Consider the following 16,624-nt stretch of genomic DNA (forward strand, 5'->3'; position numbering starts at 1 on the left):
CTGGTGGGCGGGGGCGGCTCGTCGGGCCGGCGCCGGTGTCGCGGTCAAGTGCCCGTCCCCTCCTCGGACACCGGAGTCTGATGCAGAGCCGCGAAGACGCGTTCGGCGTAGTCCTCGCAGGCCGCAGCGCAGCCCTTGAGCCGCTCGCCGGCCGTCGCGGCCTCGGGGGTGCCGAACACGTCCCGGGCCGTCAGATCCCGGTGCCAGCGGCGCAGCCGCTCCAACGACTGCTCCTCTTCCTCCAGTTCGGCCAGGGTGAACTTGGCGATGCGGATCTCCTTGGCCAGCTCCTGCTCGAACTTGCCGCAGTCGGCGAGGAATTCGGCCCAGTCGGCGGACCGGGCGGCCGTGAACATCGTCCTCAACCGCTGCGCGTCCTGCGCGCCACGCCCGGTCGCCGCCAACGACACCGCCTCGCCCCCGGCCCGTTCGGTCAGCCCCAGCGCCCGGGCGATCCCGTCGCCGAACACCGGCACGTCCGGTACGCCCCACACGCCCTGCCCGAGCGAGAGCGCACCGATCTTCCGCAGCTCACGCCAGACGGCAACCCGGTGCCGGGAGGGTTCGGCCGGAACCTTGATGACAAGGACGATCCAGCGCGCGGTGGCATCAGTCACATCGGTCACATGAGCGAATGTAGCAGCCGTTACATCCACGACGTCTCCCACGGCGCCTCACTGAACGGCGCGACGGACCTCTGACGCCGGCCGGAGCCCTGCGCGATAGCGTGGCGATCATGGCGGACTGGGGGCTTCGGCCGGCATCAGCGCACGACGTCGAGGCGGTGGCCGAGTTGCGCGCCGTGGTGCTGCGGGCGGATCTGGAGCGGCTCGGACGCTACGACGAGCGCCGGGTGCGGCAGCGGCTGCGGGACGGATTCGACCCGGCGCACACCTGGGTGATCGAGACGGGTGAGGTTTTTGCCGGCTGCGTGGCGCTGCGACCGGCCGAGGACGGCCAATGGCCGGGGCGGTCGCAGGAGCAATGGCTGGAACACTTCTACCTGGCCCCGCATCTCCAGGGCCGGGGTATCGGTTCGGACGTGTTGCGCGAACTGATGGAGCCTTGTGACCGCGACGGTGTCCTCGTCCGGTTGAACGTACTGCAGGGCAGCCCGGCCCGACGGCTCTACGAGCGGCACGGGTTCACCGTCGAGACCGAGGATGCGGTGGACATGTTCATGGTGCGCGAGCCGACCGGAGCGGCCGGTGCGGGGGGCCGGGGGAGCCGGTCGCCGTAGCGGTGTCGCCGTCGGGCGTCCAGGACTTGGCGCGATGTCAGCCGCCGGGGACGAAGGTGACCGTCTCGTCGAGTGGAGCCCGGCCCGTGCGGGGGTCCCGCACGGTGACGTCCTCGAATCCGATCGACATGCCGCAGAAGAGGATGAGCTCGGTCGGCGGCGCCAGCACCTGCGCGACGGTCTTGCGGTACTTCGCCCACGCCATCTGCGCGCAGCTGTGCAGCCCCTCGGCGCGCAGCAGCAGCATGACGGTCTGCAGATACATGCCGACGTCGGACCACTGCGCCGGGCCCATGTCACGGTCGAGGTAGCAGAACAGGGCGGCCGGCGCGCCGAAGCAGTCCCAGTTCGCGGCAGCGGCCCGCTGGCGAGCCTCCAAGTCCTCGCGTGGGATGCCGAGTCCGCCGTAGCGCTGCTCGCCGAACGCGAACCGGCGCTCGCGGTAAGGGGACTTCAGATCGGGCGGGTACTGCTCGTACTCCGGCTCGTCCCAGGGGTCGCCCGAAACCACGCGTTCGCCGGCGCGCTTCTTGAGCTCGGCCAGCGGTGCACCGGTCAGCACATAGGCGTGCCACGGCTGGACGTTCGACGCCGACGGGGTCCATGCCGCGGCGGTCAGCACGCGGGCCAGCACCTCCCTCGGGACCTGCCGATCGGTGAACCCGCGCACGGCCCGTCGGCTCGTGACCGCCTCGTAGACGTCCAAGGTCGCCTGCCTCCTCTTTGCTCGCTGCGCCCGTCTCCGTTGCAGTCGCGACGGTATCATTCGATACTGTCTCGTGTTTAACTATGGTCGATCTCAAGCCATGCCCGTCAGCCCCCGGCGACCCCCGCCTCGGGCGCCCCCCTTGGAGAAAGCCCATGGCCACGCTGCTGCACATCGACTCGTCCGTGCTCCCGGGCGAGGCGTCCTCGTCCCGTTCGGTCGCGGCCGCCTTCCGCACCGCCTGGGAGGAGCAGCACCCAAAGGGCGCGGTGATCTACCGCGACCTCGCCGCCGATCCCGTCCCGCACATCACGGCCACCGCCTGGTCCGCCGGCTACGCCGCCCCGTCGGAGCGCACCACGGAGCAGTCCGCCGCGTTCGCCGAGCGGGTGAAGCTCATCGAGGAACTGGAGGCGGCGGACGCAGTCCTGATCGGCGCCCCGATGCACAACTTCTCGATCCCGTCGACCCTCAAGGCATGGCTGGACAACGTGCTCCTGCTCGGCCGCACCGCGGGCGAGAACCCCTCCGCCCAGGGCACCCCGGTCACCGTCATCGCCAGCCGCGGCGGCTCGTACGCACCGGGGACCCCGCGCGAGGGCTTCGAGTTCGTGCAGAACTACCTGGAAGTCGTCCTGAAGCGCACGCTCGGTCTGGACCTCGACTTCATCGTCCCGGAACTCACCATGGCCCCCCGCAACCCGGCCATGTCCGAACTGGTCCCCCTCTACGAGGCCTCCCGCACGCGTGCCTTCGCGGACGCGGCCGCCAAGGCCAAGGAACTCGCGGAGCGCCTCGCCGCGTAACGCCTTTGTCAGGGACGCCAGCGGCGTACTCGCCGACGGGCGCGCTGCGATGCGCCGAGCGGCGGGTACGCCGGTCAGCGCGTACACCGGTCGGCGAGTGCGAAGGTGCGCTCAGGCCTCGCCGTCCGCCGGATAGGCGAACCGGGTCAGCAGATCCCTCAACTGCTCGGCCTCGCCCGGCCGCAGTCCGCCGACCAGACGCTCGGCCCGCGGCTGGGCCGCCACGTGGGCCGCGTCGAAGAGCTCGATACCCTGAGGCGTGATCTCCACCGCCCGCACCCGCCGGTCTCCGTGAACGGCCTTGCGCACGGCCAGCCCCTTGCGCTCCAGGTCGTCCACGACCCGCATGATTCCGGCCTTGTCCGTCCCGGTGGCCGCCGCCAGGTCCCGCTGCACCGTGGGCCCGCGGTCCACCAGCACGATGAGCACGGCGAAATGCCGCAGCTCGATGCCGAGCGGCCGCAGCGCCTCCGTCATCACCGTCTGCGCGCGCCAGTGCGCCCGGCGCAGCAGAAGGCCGAGAGCGAACGGCGACCCGTCACCGGGGCGGTCGGTCGCACGCGAGGCGGCGGGCACAGCGGGAACGTCGGCGGGCATGAGGCCACACTACAGCCGCCGATTCACTCGAAACGGTATCAATTGAAACGAATGCGGCTACGCCTCCGCATGCGGCTACGACTCGGAACTCGGCTACGGCTCCTGCCGCTGAACCCCGCTGCCACGGCCCGTCGCCGATCCGAACCCCAGCCACGTGTGACGGTTGCCCCACCAGCACCAGCCGACCTTCGGGGCATTGCGCCGCTCGCGGCCGTCGCGTCCCGTGCCGTTGCTGATCCAGATCGCCGGAGTCCGGGCGTCCAGGGTGCCGTTCGGCTTGCGCAGACGGGAGCCGATGGTCATGAAGCAGCGGTTGCGCTCAAGGATCGGCGGCTGCTGGAGCACCCAGTGGATGCCCTCGTGGAGCAGCAGCGGACTGCGCCCCTCCGCGGTCAGGGCCGGCAGCGCCTCCTCCGGACTCCAGTTGGCCATGCGGTCGCCGCGGTCGAGGCCGGTGACGACGTAGAGCGGCGCGTCGGGCAGCTCGACGGTGTCAGGGACGAAGTCATCGACGTCGGGCATGTCGACGACGACGAAGCCGGGCTTGCCGTCACGGCGGAGCAGCGGGGCGAGGGCGGACGCGGGGGCTCGGTCGGGGTGGACGGCGAGTAGGACATCGCCGCCGCTCTCATCGCTTGCACGACTCTCGGCGCTTTCCGCGAAGGCGCACAGCTCGTCGGCCGATATCCCCGCGAGCTCATGCACCCCGAGCTCGATCAGGCGCGCCGCCTGGGCGGTCAGCGGCGGGAGGGAGGTCAGGATGGCGTCGGACGAGGTTTCGGGCACGGTCCTCCTAAGTTCGCGGTTCGGCTCTCGGTGTTTCGTTCGCGGTTCGGCAACAGCGGCCTGGGCTCAACGACGGGGGCTGCCGAAATCGTTCCCGCGCACGGTGGGGCACTTTCGGCCAGACCGCACATCACCCCCACCCCATCCCCGCACAGGTCTGTCGCCCCATCTCGAACGCGTGCATCATTACCCAGTTGTTGCCCCAGGTGCTGACGAGGTGAGCGGTGCGCGCGCGAAGAACCGGCAAGTGCAGAGCGGCCGGGACCGGCACGATCGCCACCCTCTGCGCCCTCGCCCTCCCCCTCACCGCCTGCGGCCCCACCCCGCACGACGACGCCGAGCCGGCCCGCCACACCCCCGTCCACATAGCCGACGCCCCCGCCCGGCTGCCCATCCCGCACGGCAAGGGCAGCAAGACGCCCGCCGACTTCAACGGCGACGGCCACCGCGACCTGGTCCTCAACGACCTGGTCAAGGCGCAGGCCCACGCCGACGACGCGGGCATCGGCATCGTCTACGGCGGCGAGCGCGGACTGACGCCGGGCGCGCGGCAGTTGCTGAGCCCCCGGCGCCAGGCGGCCCCGACCAAGGGCCAGCTCCCGGCGGCTTTCGACGCGGAGGCGACCTGCGACCTGGACGGCGACGGCTTCACCGACCTGGTCGTCTCCACCGACCCGCCCTACGACGGCCAGGGGCAGCCCCCGGTGCCGTTGCAGATCCTCTACGGCTCCCCGAACGGCCTCACCGGCAAAGCGGTCAAGCTCGTGATCCCGGCCCGCGCCCGCGCCGGCAAGGACTGGCCCGACCAGCCCGTGTGCGGCGACTTCGACGGCGACGACGCGCAGGACCTCGTCGTCCACGCCTCGGGCGGCCAACTGAGCTTTCTGCGGGGCCCGTTCACCCGCAAGGGCGCCCCACGTGCGGCGGGCGCCCCCATCGAGGCCCCCGGCAACGCCCCCAGGGGCCCGGCGGCCGACGTGAACGACGACGGGTACGACGACCTGGTGGTCCGTACGACGGAGGGTGCGGGCACATCGTCCCTCGTCCTCGGCGGCCCGAACGGACCGACCCGCACCGGCGCCGTCCTCCCCTCGGGCATCGACGTGGCCCTCGGCACCTTCGGCAAGGGCAAGGCGGCCCTCGACGCGGCGATCGGCACGATGGACGGAACGTCCGTGCGCTACGACCTCCCGGCAGCCACCGCCCGCGGCACCCTCGCCACCCCCGGCTCGGTACTCGACGCCGCCGACTTCGACGGCGACGGGCTGAGCGAACTGCTGTCCAGCGGGAGCGAGTTGCGGATCCTCCGCGGCCGTACGGCAGGACTCACGGCGGCCGGCATGGTGACGGTGAAGCCGCCTGCCCGCGGCACCACGCGCGTCGTGACGGCCGCCGACTTCGACGGGGACGGGCGGGCGGACCTGGTGGTGCGGACGTATGTCGGCGAGACGAAGGACACGGTGGCGGTGTATCCGGGCGTGAAGAAGGGGCTGGTGGCGGCGGAGCCGTCGGTGCGGTTCTCCAGCTCGGAGTTCCTGGCGTCGTAGGGGGCGTGGTCTGTCAGTCGGCCACGCGGGCGCCGATGGCGCGGGCGCGGCGGCGGGCTTCGGGGCTGAGGCCCTTGCGGCGGGGGGAGGTGCGGTGGTTGTAGGCGGTGGGCTGGGCAAGGTAGCCAAGTCCCCTTAGACCGGGCTTGGCCACCACGCAGGCGAAGCGCGGGTCGCCCGCGTACCAGAGCTCCTCGTCGTAGTCCTTCATGGCCTCGCGGGTCAGAGACCTGAACAGTCCGGCAGCCGCCTTCAGCGACACCGTCGTCTCGGGCTTGTCGGGATCCGGGAGCACGAAGACCGCATCCTTGCCCTTCGTGATCCGGACGGCACCCCGCTGCTGCCGCCATGGATAGACCCGCAGGATTCGGAGCACCCGCCAGAACCGGAAGAGCCGGCTGAGTGACAACACGGCGTTGAACACGAGCACGGCCAGCACCAGGACCATGGGCACCACGGCCGCCACGGGCAGCAGGACGACCGTGACATACAGCGCGGCCCACCAAAGGGCCACCCAGCCGAGGCATTTGGCCAACCGGGCCGCGACCGCGCGGGCCAGGCCACTGGTGGTGCCGGGCGTGTCCCACGCCACCGGGCCGTCGAAGCCGCTCTGCGTCGAGTACGTACTCATTCGCTCACCTGGTCATCCGAAGTCGGCCGTGATGGTGGTGTTGATGCCGTCGCGGTCCGCGTCCGGTCCGTCGCCCTGCACGGTCCGCTCGATGTCCGGCAACGGGTCGTGGAAGGCCACGGTGTGCGCGATGGCCTCCATCCACTCACGGTAGTGCGCACGTGCGGACACCGAGGTGGTGCTCAGTGTGAGGACCGCCAGCTGCGTACCGGACGGCGCGGGGATGTACACGTCGCACTGGTAGAGGTCCTGCGCGGGCATCCCCGCCATGGCCGGCGTGGTCACCAGCGTGTCACTGACCGAGCCGGGCCGACCGCCGGGCAGCGTCAGGAGCTTGACGTTCACCGCGCTCTCCCGCAGGGAGACCGCCCGGACCGCGGTGAGCTTCGGGGGCGCCCACTCGACGTCGCGCAGGGCGACCGTGACCGTGGACATGGCCGAGGAGCCGTCGCCGGCGAAGTGCATGCCGAGGGAGCAGCCGATGACGCCCTCGCTGCGCATCTGCCCCACCATGAACCGCATGTCCCGCAGCGCGCCCACATAGCGGTCGCGCTGGTCCTCGGGCGCACTGGCCAGGATCAGGGCCATGACGTTCGCGAACTGCTCTTCGTACTCGGTTCCCGGCGCCGGATCGAGCGCTTCGAGCGGTACGTCGAGATAGCCGTCGGGCAGCGCGTACCAGAGCTTTGCGCTGCTGTCCCGGGCCGAGTCGTCGATGACCAGGCGCAGCGGCCTCTCGGCTGCGTGCTCCGTCTGCTCCGTCATCGCAGCACCGCCCGCAGCGTGGCCTGGATCGGGCCGAGCGCACCGGGCGCGTCGAAGAGGCCCGCGCGGCCGCCGTCGACACCCGTGGCCCCGTCCTTGCCGGGCTTGAGCGCGTCGATCTGGTCGGCCACGAGGCCGAAGCCGGCCGTCCCGACGCCGGCGATCGGAGAGGCGTAGGCCAGCGCCTTGGTGAGGCCTTCGCCGCCGCCCACGCCCCGGACGATCAGGTTTCCGATGGGTCCGGCGTCGGTCGTGGCGGGCATCAGCCGTCCGGCGGCCGTGACGGTGTCGTCGCCGAACCGGCCGAGGAACTGGCCCACGCTCACCGACTCGCTCGCAAAACGGGTCGACCGGATCGCCCCGTTGAGGCCGCGCGTGACGGCACCCACGGCCGGCACCGCACCCAGCGCGTCGCCGACGAGGCCGATGGAGTTCTCCCAGAAGTCGGAGTCGAACTCACCCTTGGTGAAGCCGTCCGCCAGCGACGCCCGCACCTTCGGATCCGCCAGCCGGGACCCCATCGTCGCCAGGCTCAGCGCACCCGCCGCCAGCAGCATGGCGATCCCGAACGGCCCCGTGCACAACAACGCCAGCAACCCCGCCACCGCCGCCAGCACACTCAAAATGTTGGTGAGGTTGTCCCCGATCCAGCTGAGCGCCTTGCTCAGCCACCCCGGCTCCTCGGGTGCCAGATCGTTCGTGGCGTCCTTCAGCTTCTTCGCGAGGTCCCGCGCCTCCGCCTCGTGCGTCCCCTCCAGCTCGCGCGCCTTGCGCAGTACGTCGTCGAGGGCGCCCTGCGCGTTGTTCACCGCGGTGACGGCATCGCTGAGCCGGGTGTTCGCGGCGTTCAGGCGGGCCTGGGCGGACTCCAGCTCGGGGCCCTCCTGGAAGGTCTGCCCCGCGAGCTTCAGGTCGGGGTCCTGCTTCGCCGTGTCGTGCCGGGCGTTGGCGGTCTTCAGGTCGCCCTTGTGGTCGGCCGCCTCGACGTCGTACTTGTGCGCCAGCTCGCGCCGGCCGGTCAGCCCGCCGTGCCAGCTCCCCAGGTGGCCCGCGGCCAGGGTCAGCGACTTGTGGGCGTCCTTCATGTACTTCGGCAGATCGCCGTCGAGGGCCTCACGGAAGCCGACGGCGGCGTCGCCCTCCCAGAAGCTGGACTCGCCGAGCAGCTTGTCGATCTTCTGGTACGCCGTCTGCAGCGCGCTCGCCGAGTTCACCAGCTGGGTGCGGAGCTTCTCGACCTCGCCGGGCTCGCCCGGTACGGGGTTCCAGCCGAGGTGGGCGTAGGGATTCTGTGCCATTGCGATCAGTCACTTCCCCGCAGCCGCTGCCCGCTTGAAGCTCTCCTCCAGGGAGGTCTCCACTTCGCGGTAGTTGTCCGTGTTCTTCTGGAGCCCCTCGGTGAGCTTGCCGATGCGTTCGCGGATCTGCTCGTTGCCGTACTTCCAGCGCTCCTGGAACGTGTCGCAGGCCTCGTCCAGCTCCGCCGTCCCGATCTGGTCCGACCGCACGTGCTGCAGCGCGGTTCGCACCTGCTCAAGGGACTCGTGGGCGCCGTTGAGGTCCTTGGTGAACGCGGCAAGCTGATCGATATCGGTCTTGAAGTGGTCCCCCACGCGTTTTCTCCCCGTTCACGCTTCGCAGTCGCATCGGCAAACGACAGCCGGTGGCCGAATGGGCCCGATGATGCCATGGAGGGGTGAAGGGACCCCCAAGGGGTCACGGAATCCGCACGAAACGCCCCACCTCGGCGAACGCGCGGGAAGTGACCGGAATCGCGGGCGGCGGGCCGCACCGGGGACCTCAGAAGTTTCTCGAACTCACGTACAACCCTCACACGCCACCGCGAGTCTCCTGATCGCCGACCACCCCGTGAACCCGAGGTCAACTCCCGGAGAACACGGGCGGTCGCACCCCATCAACTGCGGATGTCCGCCAGGCATCCCCCGCATGCAGCAGGAGAACCCGCATGCACAAGCACCACCTGAGACTCGCCCTCGCGACGGCCACCGCGGCCGCGGTGACGGGCGGTCTGCTCACGCTCGCGACGGCCACGTCGGCGACCGCTGCCGACTCCGCGCACGTACCGGCCGCCGACTTCAACGGTGACGGCCGGGGCGACGTCGTGGCCTCCGCGCACGGCTCCTACGTCAGTGGCCGTGCGGGCGCCGGACAGGTCGTCGTGCTCTACGGCACCGCCACCGGCGTGTCGTCCGCGAAGCGCACGACGATCAGCCAGAACACCGCCGGCTCCCCCGGCACCGCCGAGGCGGGCGACGGCTTCGGCGCCGAGTCCGCGTACGCCGACTTCAACGGCGACGGCTACGACGACCTCGCGGTCTCCGCCCCGTGGGAGAAGGTCGGCACCGACACCAACGGCGGCGGCGTCGCCGTCCTGTGGGGCTCCGCGAGCGGCCTCACCGGCAAGGGCGTCACCGTCACGGACCCGGCTCCCTCGTCGCACGACTTCTGGGGCAAGGACCTGGCCGCGGGCGACTTCGACGGCGACGGCAAGGCCGACCTGGCCGTCGGCAACTCGTCCAGCACGATCCACGTCTTCAAGGGCGGCTTCAACGCCACCGGCACCCCCGGCGGCCGCTACACCGTCAAGCCGCCCATCCACACCGGCACCAACGACTTCCCTTACGGCCCGCTCAGCCTCACCGCCGGCGACGTCAACGGCGACAAGCGCACCGACCTCATCGTCGACGGGTACGAGACCCAGACCGACTACGGCTGGAACCAGAACTACTTCGTGCCCGGCACCGCGAGCGGCCTGAGCGTCGCCTCCGCCAAGGTCCTCAAGCCCGGCATCATCACCGCCATCGGCGACATCAACGGCGACGGCTACGGCGACATCGTCAGCGGCGCCGGCTGGGACAGCACCACCACCGACGGCACCCCCGTCCCGGACGCCTCCAACGGCGGCAAGGTCAACATCACCTACGGCGCCGCCTCCGGGCCCGCCGGCACCTCCGGCATCACCCAGAACTCCGGCAACGTCCCCGGCACCTCGGAGAAGGGCGACGGCTTCGGCTGGGACCTGGACCTCGGTGACGTCAACGGCGACGGATACCAGGACCTGGTCGTCGCCTCCCCGAACGAGGACATCGCCGGCGTCGCCAACACCGGCCAGGTCACCGTCCTGTACGGCTCCGCGAGCGGCATCGACACCGTCTCCGGCGTCCAGGGCCTCGCCCAGAGCACCGCGGGCGTCCCCGGCAACGACGAGAAGAACGACCTGTTCGGCGCCGACGTCAAGCTCGACGACGTCACCGGCGACGGCAAGGCGGACCTCGTCCTCGGCTCGTACGAGAACGAGGGCAACGGAGGCCTGACCTACCTGCCCTCCAACGGCACGAAGATCACCACGTCCGGCTCGCGCACCGTCGCCCCGAGCAGCTCGGGCCTCTCGACGACCGGCACCCCGCAGTTCGGCGCGGTCTTCGCGGACTGAGTCCTGCAGGCAGGCCGTGCAGTCGTCCGGCCTGCATCCCCGTACGGCGGCACCCGGCCGTCGTACCCGTGAACGGCCGGGCCCGTCCCCCGCGGGCCCGGCCCTCCTCCCAGGAGCACCCACTTGCGCAAGCGCCCCCTCCTCCTCGCCGCCACCCTCACCACGGGCCTGCTCACCGCGCTGCCCGCCGCCACCGCCTCCGCCGCCCCGTCGGGCCTGGCCGGCGACTTCAACGGTGACGGCTACCGCGACGTGGCCGTCAGCGCCGCGTGCACCCATGTCGGCTCCGCGTCGTGCGCCGGTGCCGTCGTCGTGCTGTACGGCTCGTCGTCGGGCGTCTCGGCGACCAAGAAGGCCGTCATCACCCAGAACTCCCCCGGCGTGCCCGGCACCGCCGAGTCGGGGGACCTGTTCGGGTCCTCCCTCGCCTCCGGTGACCTGGACCGCGACGGCTACTCCGACCTCGTCGTCGGCTCCTCCGGCGAGAGCATCGGCGACCGGGACGGCGTCGGCTCCGGCACCGTGCTGTGGGGCTCCAAGTCCGGTCTGTCCGGCGGCAAGGGGCTGCCCCAGCCGTCCACGATCGCCGAGTGGGGCGGCTTCTCACGTGGCATCGCCACCGGGGACTTCGACGGTGACGGCGACACGGAGGTGACGCTCACCGGCCAGAACCACACCCGTCTCTACCTGGGCCCGTTCACCCGCACCGGCGGTCCGCTGAGCCACTACGGCGTCGGCGAGCTCGGCACGACGTTCGAAGTGATCGCCGGCGACCTGAGCGGCGACGGCGCGGCCGAGCGCGTCTACCCGTTCAGCGTGGACGGCGACTCCGGCGGCGAGATCCTCTACTACCGCCACACCGCCACCGGGTACAAGCTCTCCGAGCTGGTGAACGCCGACGGCTTCGCGGGCTCCGTCGCCGACATCAACGGCGACGGCTACGGGGACCTCGTCCTCGGCGACTCCTCGGACCCCAACGCCGACAAGCCCGGCGGCCACAAGGGCGGCCAGATCACCGTCTGGTACGGCGGCCCGAACGGCCCCGACCCCGCGCAGACGCCGACCGTCGTCCACCAGGACTCCACCAGCGTCCCCGGCTCCGGCGAGACGGACGACTCCTTCGGTTCGGCCCTGAGCACCGGCGACATCAACGGCGACGGGTTCGCGGACGTCGTGGTCGGCTCCTGGGGCGAGGACATCGGCTCGGCGAAGGAAGCGGGCTCGGTGACCGTGCTGTTCGGCTCGGCCTCCGGTCTGACCACCAAGGGCGCGAAGTCCTACACCCAGAACACGGCCGGCGTCCCCGGCGACGCCGAGACCTGGGACCGCTTCGGCTCCGCCGTCGACCTGACCGACGTGACCAAGGACGGCAAGGCCGACCTCACGATCGGCGTGGACGGCGAGAACGGCTCCGGCGGCGTCTGGACCCTGCGCGGCACGTCCACCGGCCTGACCACCTCCGGCGCCAAGGGCCTGACCGTCGCCGGCCTCGCTCTCAACGCCGGCAACAACCTCGGCTCGGTGATCGCCCAGTGAGACACCGTCAACTCCCGGATACGGCAGGCCGTCCCCTGCGCAGCCGCATGGCCGCCGCCCTCGTCGCGGCGGCCCTGACCCCGCTCGCGCTCACCCTCTCCGCCCCGGCCGCCCACGCCGCCCCGGCCGCCAAGCCGTACGACTTCAACGGCGACGGCCGCGCCGACCTCGCGATCGGCGCACCGGGCGCCACGGTGGGCGGCAAGGCCAGGGCGGGCGCGGTCTCGGTGGTCTACGGCAGCTCCACCGGGCTGAAGACCTCCACGCGCACCCTGATCACCCAGAACACCGCCGGCGTGCCCGGCGCCGCGGAGACCGACGACGCCTTCGGATCCGCCGTCGCCTCCGCCGACCTCAACACCGACGGGTACGCGGACCTGCTGATCGGCACGCCCGGCGAGGACGTGTACGGCGACACCAACGACGGCACGGCCGTCGTCGTCTGGGGCGCCGAGTCGGGCCTGTCGGGGGCGCGTACGGTGCCCAACTCCAACGACAGGGACGTGGACCGCTACGGGCAGACGGTGGCGGTGGGCGACGTCGACACCGACGGCGACCTGGACATCCTGGTCGGCGCCAACGGCCTGTTCACCCTCGCCTTCGTCAACGGCCCCTTCACCCGGACCAGTTCCTTCCAGGGCGGTTCCGGCTCCGGCTTCCCCCACTCGTACGCGTCCTCGTACGGCATCACGTCCCTGGCCGTCGGCCCGGTCACCGCCTCCTGGCACACCAACCTGGTCGTCCACGGCCGCAGGACCGGTACCGACGACGCGATCACCCACCTGGTGACCGACCCGTCCATCGGCAACTACACCGACTGGATGCAGGAGCTGCCGTCCGGCTACGTCTCCGCGATCGGCGACATCGACAAGGACGGGTACGCGGACATCGTCATCGGCAACGAGCGCGAGACCTCCGCCGACCCCGCCGGCGCCAAGGGCGGCAAGGTCACGGTGGTCCACGGCGGCCCCGGCGGCACGGACACCTCCCGCGCCCCGCTCGTCCTCACTCAGGACACCGCCGGCGTCCCCGGCGCCTCGGAGTCCGGCGACCGCTTCGGCAGCGACGTCTCCCTCGGCGACGTCAACGGCGACGGCTACGCCGACCTGGCCGTCGGCGCGTCCGGCGAGAACTCCGGTGCGGGCGCGGTGACCGTCCTGTACGGCTCCGCCTCCGGGCTCCGGACGACCGGCGCGCAGTCCCTCACGCAGAACACCGCGGGCGTACCCGGCACGTCCGAGTCGAACGACCGCTTCGGCGCCCGCGTGCTGCTCGCCGACCACTCCGGCGACCGCCGCGCCGAGCTCACCGTCGCCGCGACCGGTGAGAACGGTGACGGAGCCGTCTGGTCCCTGCGCGGCGGGACGGCCGGCGTGACGACCGGCGGCGCGACCAGCTTCGGCCCGGGCACGACGGATGTGTCCACGGCAGGCAGCCCCGGCTATGGCACGGCCCTCAACTCCTGAGCCCTGAAAAGGACTTCACCATGCACAAGCGCACTCTTCTGCTCGCGGCGACGCTCACGACGGGTCTGCTGACCGCCCTGCCGGCGACCAGCGCGTCGGCCGCCCCGTCGGGCCTGTCCGGCGACTTCAACGGCGACGGCTACCGCGACGTCGCCATCGCCGCCCCCATCGCCAAGGTCGCCGGGAAGACCGGAGCGGGCTATGTCGCCGTGGTCTACGGCACCGCGAGCGGTCTGAACACCGGCCGGCGGCAGATCATCAGCCAGGACACCGCGGGCGTCCCGGGCGTTCCGGAGTCGGGCGACTACTTCGGTGACCGCCTCACCACCGGCGACCTGGACGGCGACGGCTACACGGACATCGTCGTCGGCGTGCACGGCGAGCGCATCGGCTCGACCGACGACTCCGGCGTGCTCACGGTGCTGTGGGGCGGCGCGAGCGGGATCAAGTCCGGCACCGACATCGCCTCGCCGCTTCCCGAGAACCGCAACGAGCTGGGCTGGTCCGTCGCCACCGGCGACTTCGACGGCGACGGCGACACCGACCTGGCGGCCGCGAACATCGCCTTTCCCGAACTGAACGTCTTCAAGGGCCCGTTCACCCGTACCGGCAAGGCGGCGGAACTCGTCGGCATCGACACGTTCGAGCAGACCGGCATCAACGCCGACAAGCTCGTCGCGGGCGACGTCACGGGCGACGGCAGGACGGACCTGCTGGTCATGGGCCAGGAGGAGTTCACCGGCGGCTACCGCACCCGCAGCGTCCTCTACAAGGGCACCGCCTCCGCCCCGGCCGCCGGCAGCAAGGTGGCGGGCGGCTACGACGCGGTGATCGCCGACGTGAACAAGGACGGCTACGGCGACATCGTCACCGGCAACTTCATGGAGAAGTCGGCCACCGAGCCGAACGGCGGCCCCGGCGGCGCGGTCACCGTCACGTACGGCGCGTCCACCGGCATCAGCTCCCGCACCCCGGTCCGTATCACCCAGGACACCGCGGGCGTGCCCGGCTCCGCCGAGAAGGGCGACGGCTTCGGCTGGAGCCTCTCGGCGGGCGACACGAACGGCGACGGATACCCGGACATCGCGGTCGGCATCGAGAACGAGGCCGTCGGCTCGGTGTACAAGGCGGGCTCGGTCGCGGTCCTGCGCGGTTCGGCATCCGGGCTGACGGGCAGCGGCGCCAAGGTCTTCAGCCAGGACTCCGCGAGCGTCCCCGGCACGGCCGAGCGGCTGGACAACTTCGGCGGCGCGGTCCACCTCACCGACGTCGACGGCAACGGCCGCGCGGAGCTCGTCGCGAGCGCGGCGCACGAGAACACCGGCGACGGCTCCGTCTGGTTCTTCAAGTCCGGCACGTCCGGCATCACCGCCACCGGCTCCACGTCCTTCGGCGCCGCGACGGTCGGCGGCCCGACGGGCGACGCGTACTTCGGGGACGTACTGGCGGGCTGACGCCCCACAGACGGGCGGTTCCGCACGTCAGCGTCCCCGTGCGGGACCGCCCCTCCCCCCTCCACCACCCACCCCATCGCAGGAGGCCCCACATGCTCCGGCACCACCGCAGCAGCCGACTCCATGCCCTGGCCCTCGCCACGGCCACCGTCGCCGCCGCGCTGACGGCCGCCCCGCTGCTCACCGCCGCCCCGGCCGCGGCAGCCCCCGCCAAGTACGCCGACGACTTCAACGGCGACGGCTACCGCGACCTCGCCACCGCCGCGCCGTACACCCCGGTCGGCGGCAAGACCGGCGCGGGCGCCGTCGTCGTCAACTACGGCTCCGCGAACGGCATCAGCGCGTCCCGGCGCACGATCATCACCCAGAACACGGCCGGCATCCCCGGCACCGCCGAGCAGGGCGACGAGTTCGGCCAGGCCCTCGCCTCCGGCGACCTGAACCGGGACGGATACGCCGACCTCGTGATCGCCGGCACGGGCGAGAACGCCGACTCCGGCGCCGTCGTGATCGTCTGGGGCGCCAAGAGCGGCCTCTCCGGCGGCCAGGTCGTCCCCGACCCCGCCCCCGCGGACCACAACGAGTACGGCATGTCCCTGGCCGTCGGCGACTTCAGCGGTGACGGCAGAGCCGACCTCGCCGTCGGCAGCACCGGCAGCGACATCTGGATCCACAAGGGCGGCTTCACCAAGGCCACGGGCGCCGCGTCCCGCTACGAGCTCGCCACCGAGCTGTACAGCACCGGCAGCAGCATCTACGGCGCCCAGAGCCTGGCCTCCGGCGACCTGAACGGCGACGGCACCGCGGACCTGGTCGTCAGCGGCAGCCAGGCGGAGACGTACGACGACGGCGCCTTCGCCTACCTGGGCTCCGCCTCCGGCCTCACCCGCCAGACGTTCCTGCGCAACGGCGCCCACGAGCTGGCGGCCGTCGGCGACCTCAACGGCGACGGCTACGCGGACGTGGTCACGGCGGCGTACGGAGACGAGGGCCGCACGAGCCTCGGCGGCTCCGTCAGCGCCTACCTCGGCAGCGCGACCGGCGTCCGCACCCAGCCCCAGGCCACGATCACCCAGGACACCCCCGGCGTCCCCGGCTCGGACGAGGAAGGCGACTGGTTCGGCAACGCGCTCTCTGTGGCCGACGTCACCGGCGACGGCAGGGCGGAGGTGGCCGTCGGCACGATCCACGAGACCATCGGCACCGCCAAGATCGCCGGCAGCGTGACGGTGCTGCGCGGCTCGGCCGCCGGCCTGAGCGCGACCGGCGCCCAGTCCTTCACCCAGAACACCGCCGGCGTCCCCGGCACCGCCGAGTCCGCCGACCGCTTCGGCGCGTCCGTACGCCTCTGCGACCTCACCGGCGACGGCAAGGCCGACCTGTCCGTCGGCGCCGACGGCGAGAACCACCCCGCGGGCTCCCTCTACAACCTGCGCGGCACGGCCTCGGGCGTGACCACCAGCAAGGCGATCAGCTTCGGCCCGGGTTCACTGGGCCTGCCGTCCGGCTACCTGAGGCTGGGGCAGGTGATGCTGCGCTAGGGACGCAGGGACGCGGGAGGGCAGGAACGGCAGGCACGTAGGAGGGCAGGAACGCAGGGATCTCACGTACGGCAGGTCCCTGAGCCGCCGCTCGG

The 16,624-nt window shown here is 71.8% G+C and carries 16 protein-coding genes; 8 read left to right on the forward strand and 8 right to left on the reverse strand.

What is annotated here, in order from left to right:
- Positions 1-44: 44 nt before the first annotated feature.
- Complete coding sequence (locus OHT51_RS20150; protein WP_328880319.1) at positions 45-626, reverse strand: Chromate resistance protein ChrB; 582 nt, start codon at positions 624-626, stop codon at positions 45-47.
- A gap of 110 nt (positions 627-736) precedes the next feature.
- Here OHT51_RS20150 and OHT51_RS20155 point away from each other — a divergent pair, with 110 nt between their 5' ends.
- On the forward strand, positions 737-1,240 hold the full coding sequence (locus OHT51_RS20155; RefSeq protein WP_328880320.1) for a GNAT family N-acetyltransferase: 504 nt from the start codon (positions 737-739) through the stop codon (positions 1,238-1,240).
- 37 nt (positions 1,241-1,277) lie between these two features.
- On the opposite strand, the gene OHT51_RS20160 is transcribed toward OHT51_RS20155, so the two are convergent.
- Positions 1,278-1,946, reverse strand: a complete 669-nt coding sequence (locus tag OHT51_RS20160) for a nitroreductase (protein ID WP_328880321.1) — start codon at positions 1,944-1,946, stop codon at positions 1,278-1,280.
- Positions 1,947-2,101: 155 nt separating this feature from the next.
- Between OHT51_RS20160 and OHT51_RS20165 the strand changes: the two genes are divergently transcribed.
- On the forward strand, positions 2,102-2,752 hold the full coding sequence (locus tag OHT51_RS20165) for an FMN-dependent NADH-azoreductase (RefSeq protein ID WP_328880322.1): 651 nt from the start codon (positions 2,102-2,104) through the stop codon (positions 2,750-2,752).
- A 111-nt stretch (positions 2,753-2,863) separates the two neighbouring features.
- Here the strand turns inward: OHT51_RS20165 and OHT51_RS20170 are convergent, their stop codons facing one another.
- The gene (locus tag OHT51_RS20170; protein ID WP_328880323.1) at positions 2,864-3,349 is read right to left on the reverse strand and encodes a MarR family winged helix-turn-helix transcriptional regulator; all 486 of its coding nucleotides are present in this window, start codon (positions 3,347-3,349) and stop codon (positions 2,864-2,866) included.
- 93 nt (positions 3,350-3,442) lie between these two features.
- Positions 3,443-4,135: a DUF5701 family protein gene (locus OHT51_RS20175; RefSeq protein ID WP_328880324.1), complete on the reverse strand. Its 693-nt coding sequence runs from the start codon at positions 4,133-4,135 to the stop codon at positions 3,443-3,445.
- A 224-nt stretch (positions 4,136-4,359) separates the two neighbouring features.
- Between OHT51_RS20175 and OHT51_RS20180 the strand changes: the two genes are divergently transcribed.
- Positions 4,360-5,682 carry an FG-GAP repeat domain-containing protein gene (locus OHT51_RS20180; RefSeq protein WP_328880325.1) on the forward strand — a complete coding sequence of 441 codons (1,323 nt, stop codon included), beginning with the start codon at positions 4,360-4,362 and terminating at the stop codon, positions 5,680-5,682.
- Positions 5,683-5,695: 13 nt separating this feature from the next.
- Here the strand turns inward: OHT51_RS20180 and OHT51_RS20185 are convergent, their stop codons facing one another.
- Genes OHT51_RS20185 through OHT51_RS20200 form a run of 4 tightly spaced genes read right to left on the reverse strand, consistent with a single transcriptional unit; the run spans position 5,696 to position 8,691 of the window.
- Positions 5,696-6,313 carry a hypothetical protein gene (locus OHT51_RS20185; protein ID WP_328880326.1) on the reverse strand — a complete coding sequence of 206 codons (618 nt, stop codon included), beginning with the start codon at positions 6,311-6,313 and terminating at the stop codon, positions 5,696-5,698.
- Positions 6,314-6,325: 12 nt separating this feature from the next.
- Positions 6,326-7,078, reverse strand: coding sequence for a hypothetical protein (locus OHT51_RS20190; protein WP_328880327.1), 753 nt, complete (start codon positions 7,076-7,078; stop codon positions 6,326-6,328).
- Positions 7,075-8,376, reverse strand: coding sequence for a hypothetical protein (locus tag OHT51_RS20195; protein ID WP_328880328.1), 1,302 nt, complete (start codon positions 8,374-8,376; stop codon positions 7,075-7,077). The genes OHT51_RS20190 and OHT51_RS20195 overlap by 4 nt, the downstream gene beginning before the upstream one ends.
- A gap of 9 nt (positions 8,377-8,385) precedes the next feature.
- The gene (locus OHT51_RS20200) at positions 8,386-8,691 is read right to left on the reverse strand and encodes a hypothetical protein (protein ID WP_328425435.1); all 306 of its coding nucleotides are present in this window, start codon (positions 8,689-8,691) and stop codon (positions 8,386-8,388) included.
- Between the two features lie 353 nt (positions 8,692-9,044).
- Here OHT51_RS20200 and OHT51_RS20205 point away from each other — a divergent pair, with 353 nt between their 5' ends.
- The 5 genes from OHT51_RS20205 to OHT51_RS20225 all read left to right on the forward strand — a co-directional run bounded on the left by OHT51_RS20205 (position 9,045) and on the right by OHT51_RS20225 (position 16,529).
- Entirely contained in the window at positions 9,045-10,532 is a 1,488-nt protein-coding gene (locus OHT51_RS20205) for an FG-GAP and VCBS repeat-containing protein (RefSeq protein WP_328880329.1), read from the forward strand.
- A 123-nt stretch (positions 10,533-10,655) separates the two neighbouring features.
- Entirely contained in the window at positions 10,656-12,068 is a 1,413-nt protein-coding gene (locus OHT51_RS20210) for an FG-GAP and VCBS repeat-containing protein (protein WP_328880330.1), read from the forward strand.
- Between the two features lie 47 nt (positions 12,069-12,115).
- Entirely contained in the window at positions 12,116-13,534 is a 1,419-nt protein-coding gene (locus tag OHT51_RS20215; RefSeq protein ID WP_328880331.1) for a hypothetical protein, read from the forward strand.
- Between the two features lie 20 nt (positions 13,535-13,554).
- Complete coding sequence (locus OHT51_RS20220; RefSeq protein WP_328880332.1) at positions 13,555-14,988, forward strand: FG-GAP and VCBS repeat-containing protein; 1,434 nt, start codon at positions 13,555-13,557, stop codon at positions 14,986-14,988.
- Between the two features lie 92 nt (positions 14,989-15,080).
- Complete coding sequence (locus tag OHT51_RS20225) at positions 15,081-16,529, forward strand: FG-GAP repeat domain-containing protein (RefSeq protein WP_328880333.1); 1,449 nt, start codon at positions 15,081-15,083, stop codon at positions 16,527-16,529.
- The last annotated feature ends 95 nt before the right edge of the window (positions 16,530-16,624 follow it).

The organism is Streptomyces sp. NBC_00299 (assembly GCF_036173045.1).
In the GTDB taxonomy this organism is placed as follows: Bacteria; Actinomycetota; Actinomycetes; order Streptomycetales; family Streptomycetaceae; genus Streptomyces; species Streptomyces machairae.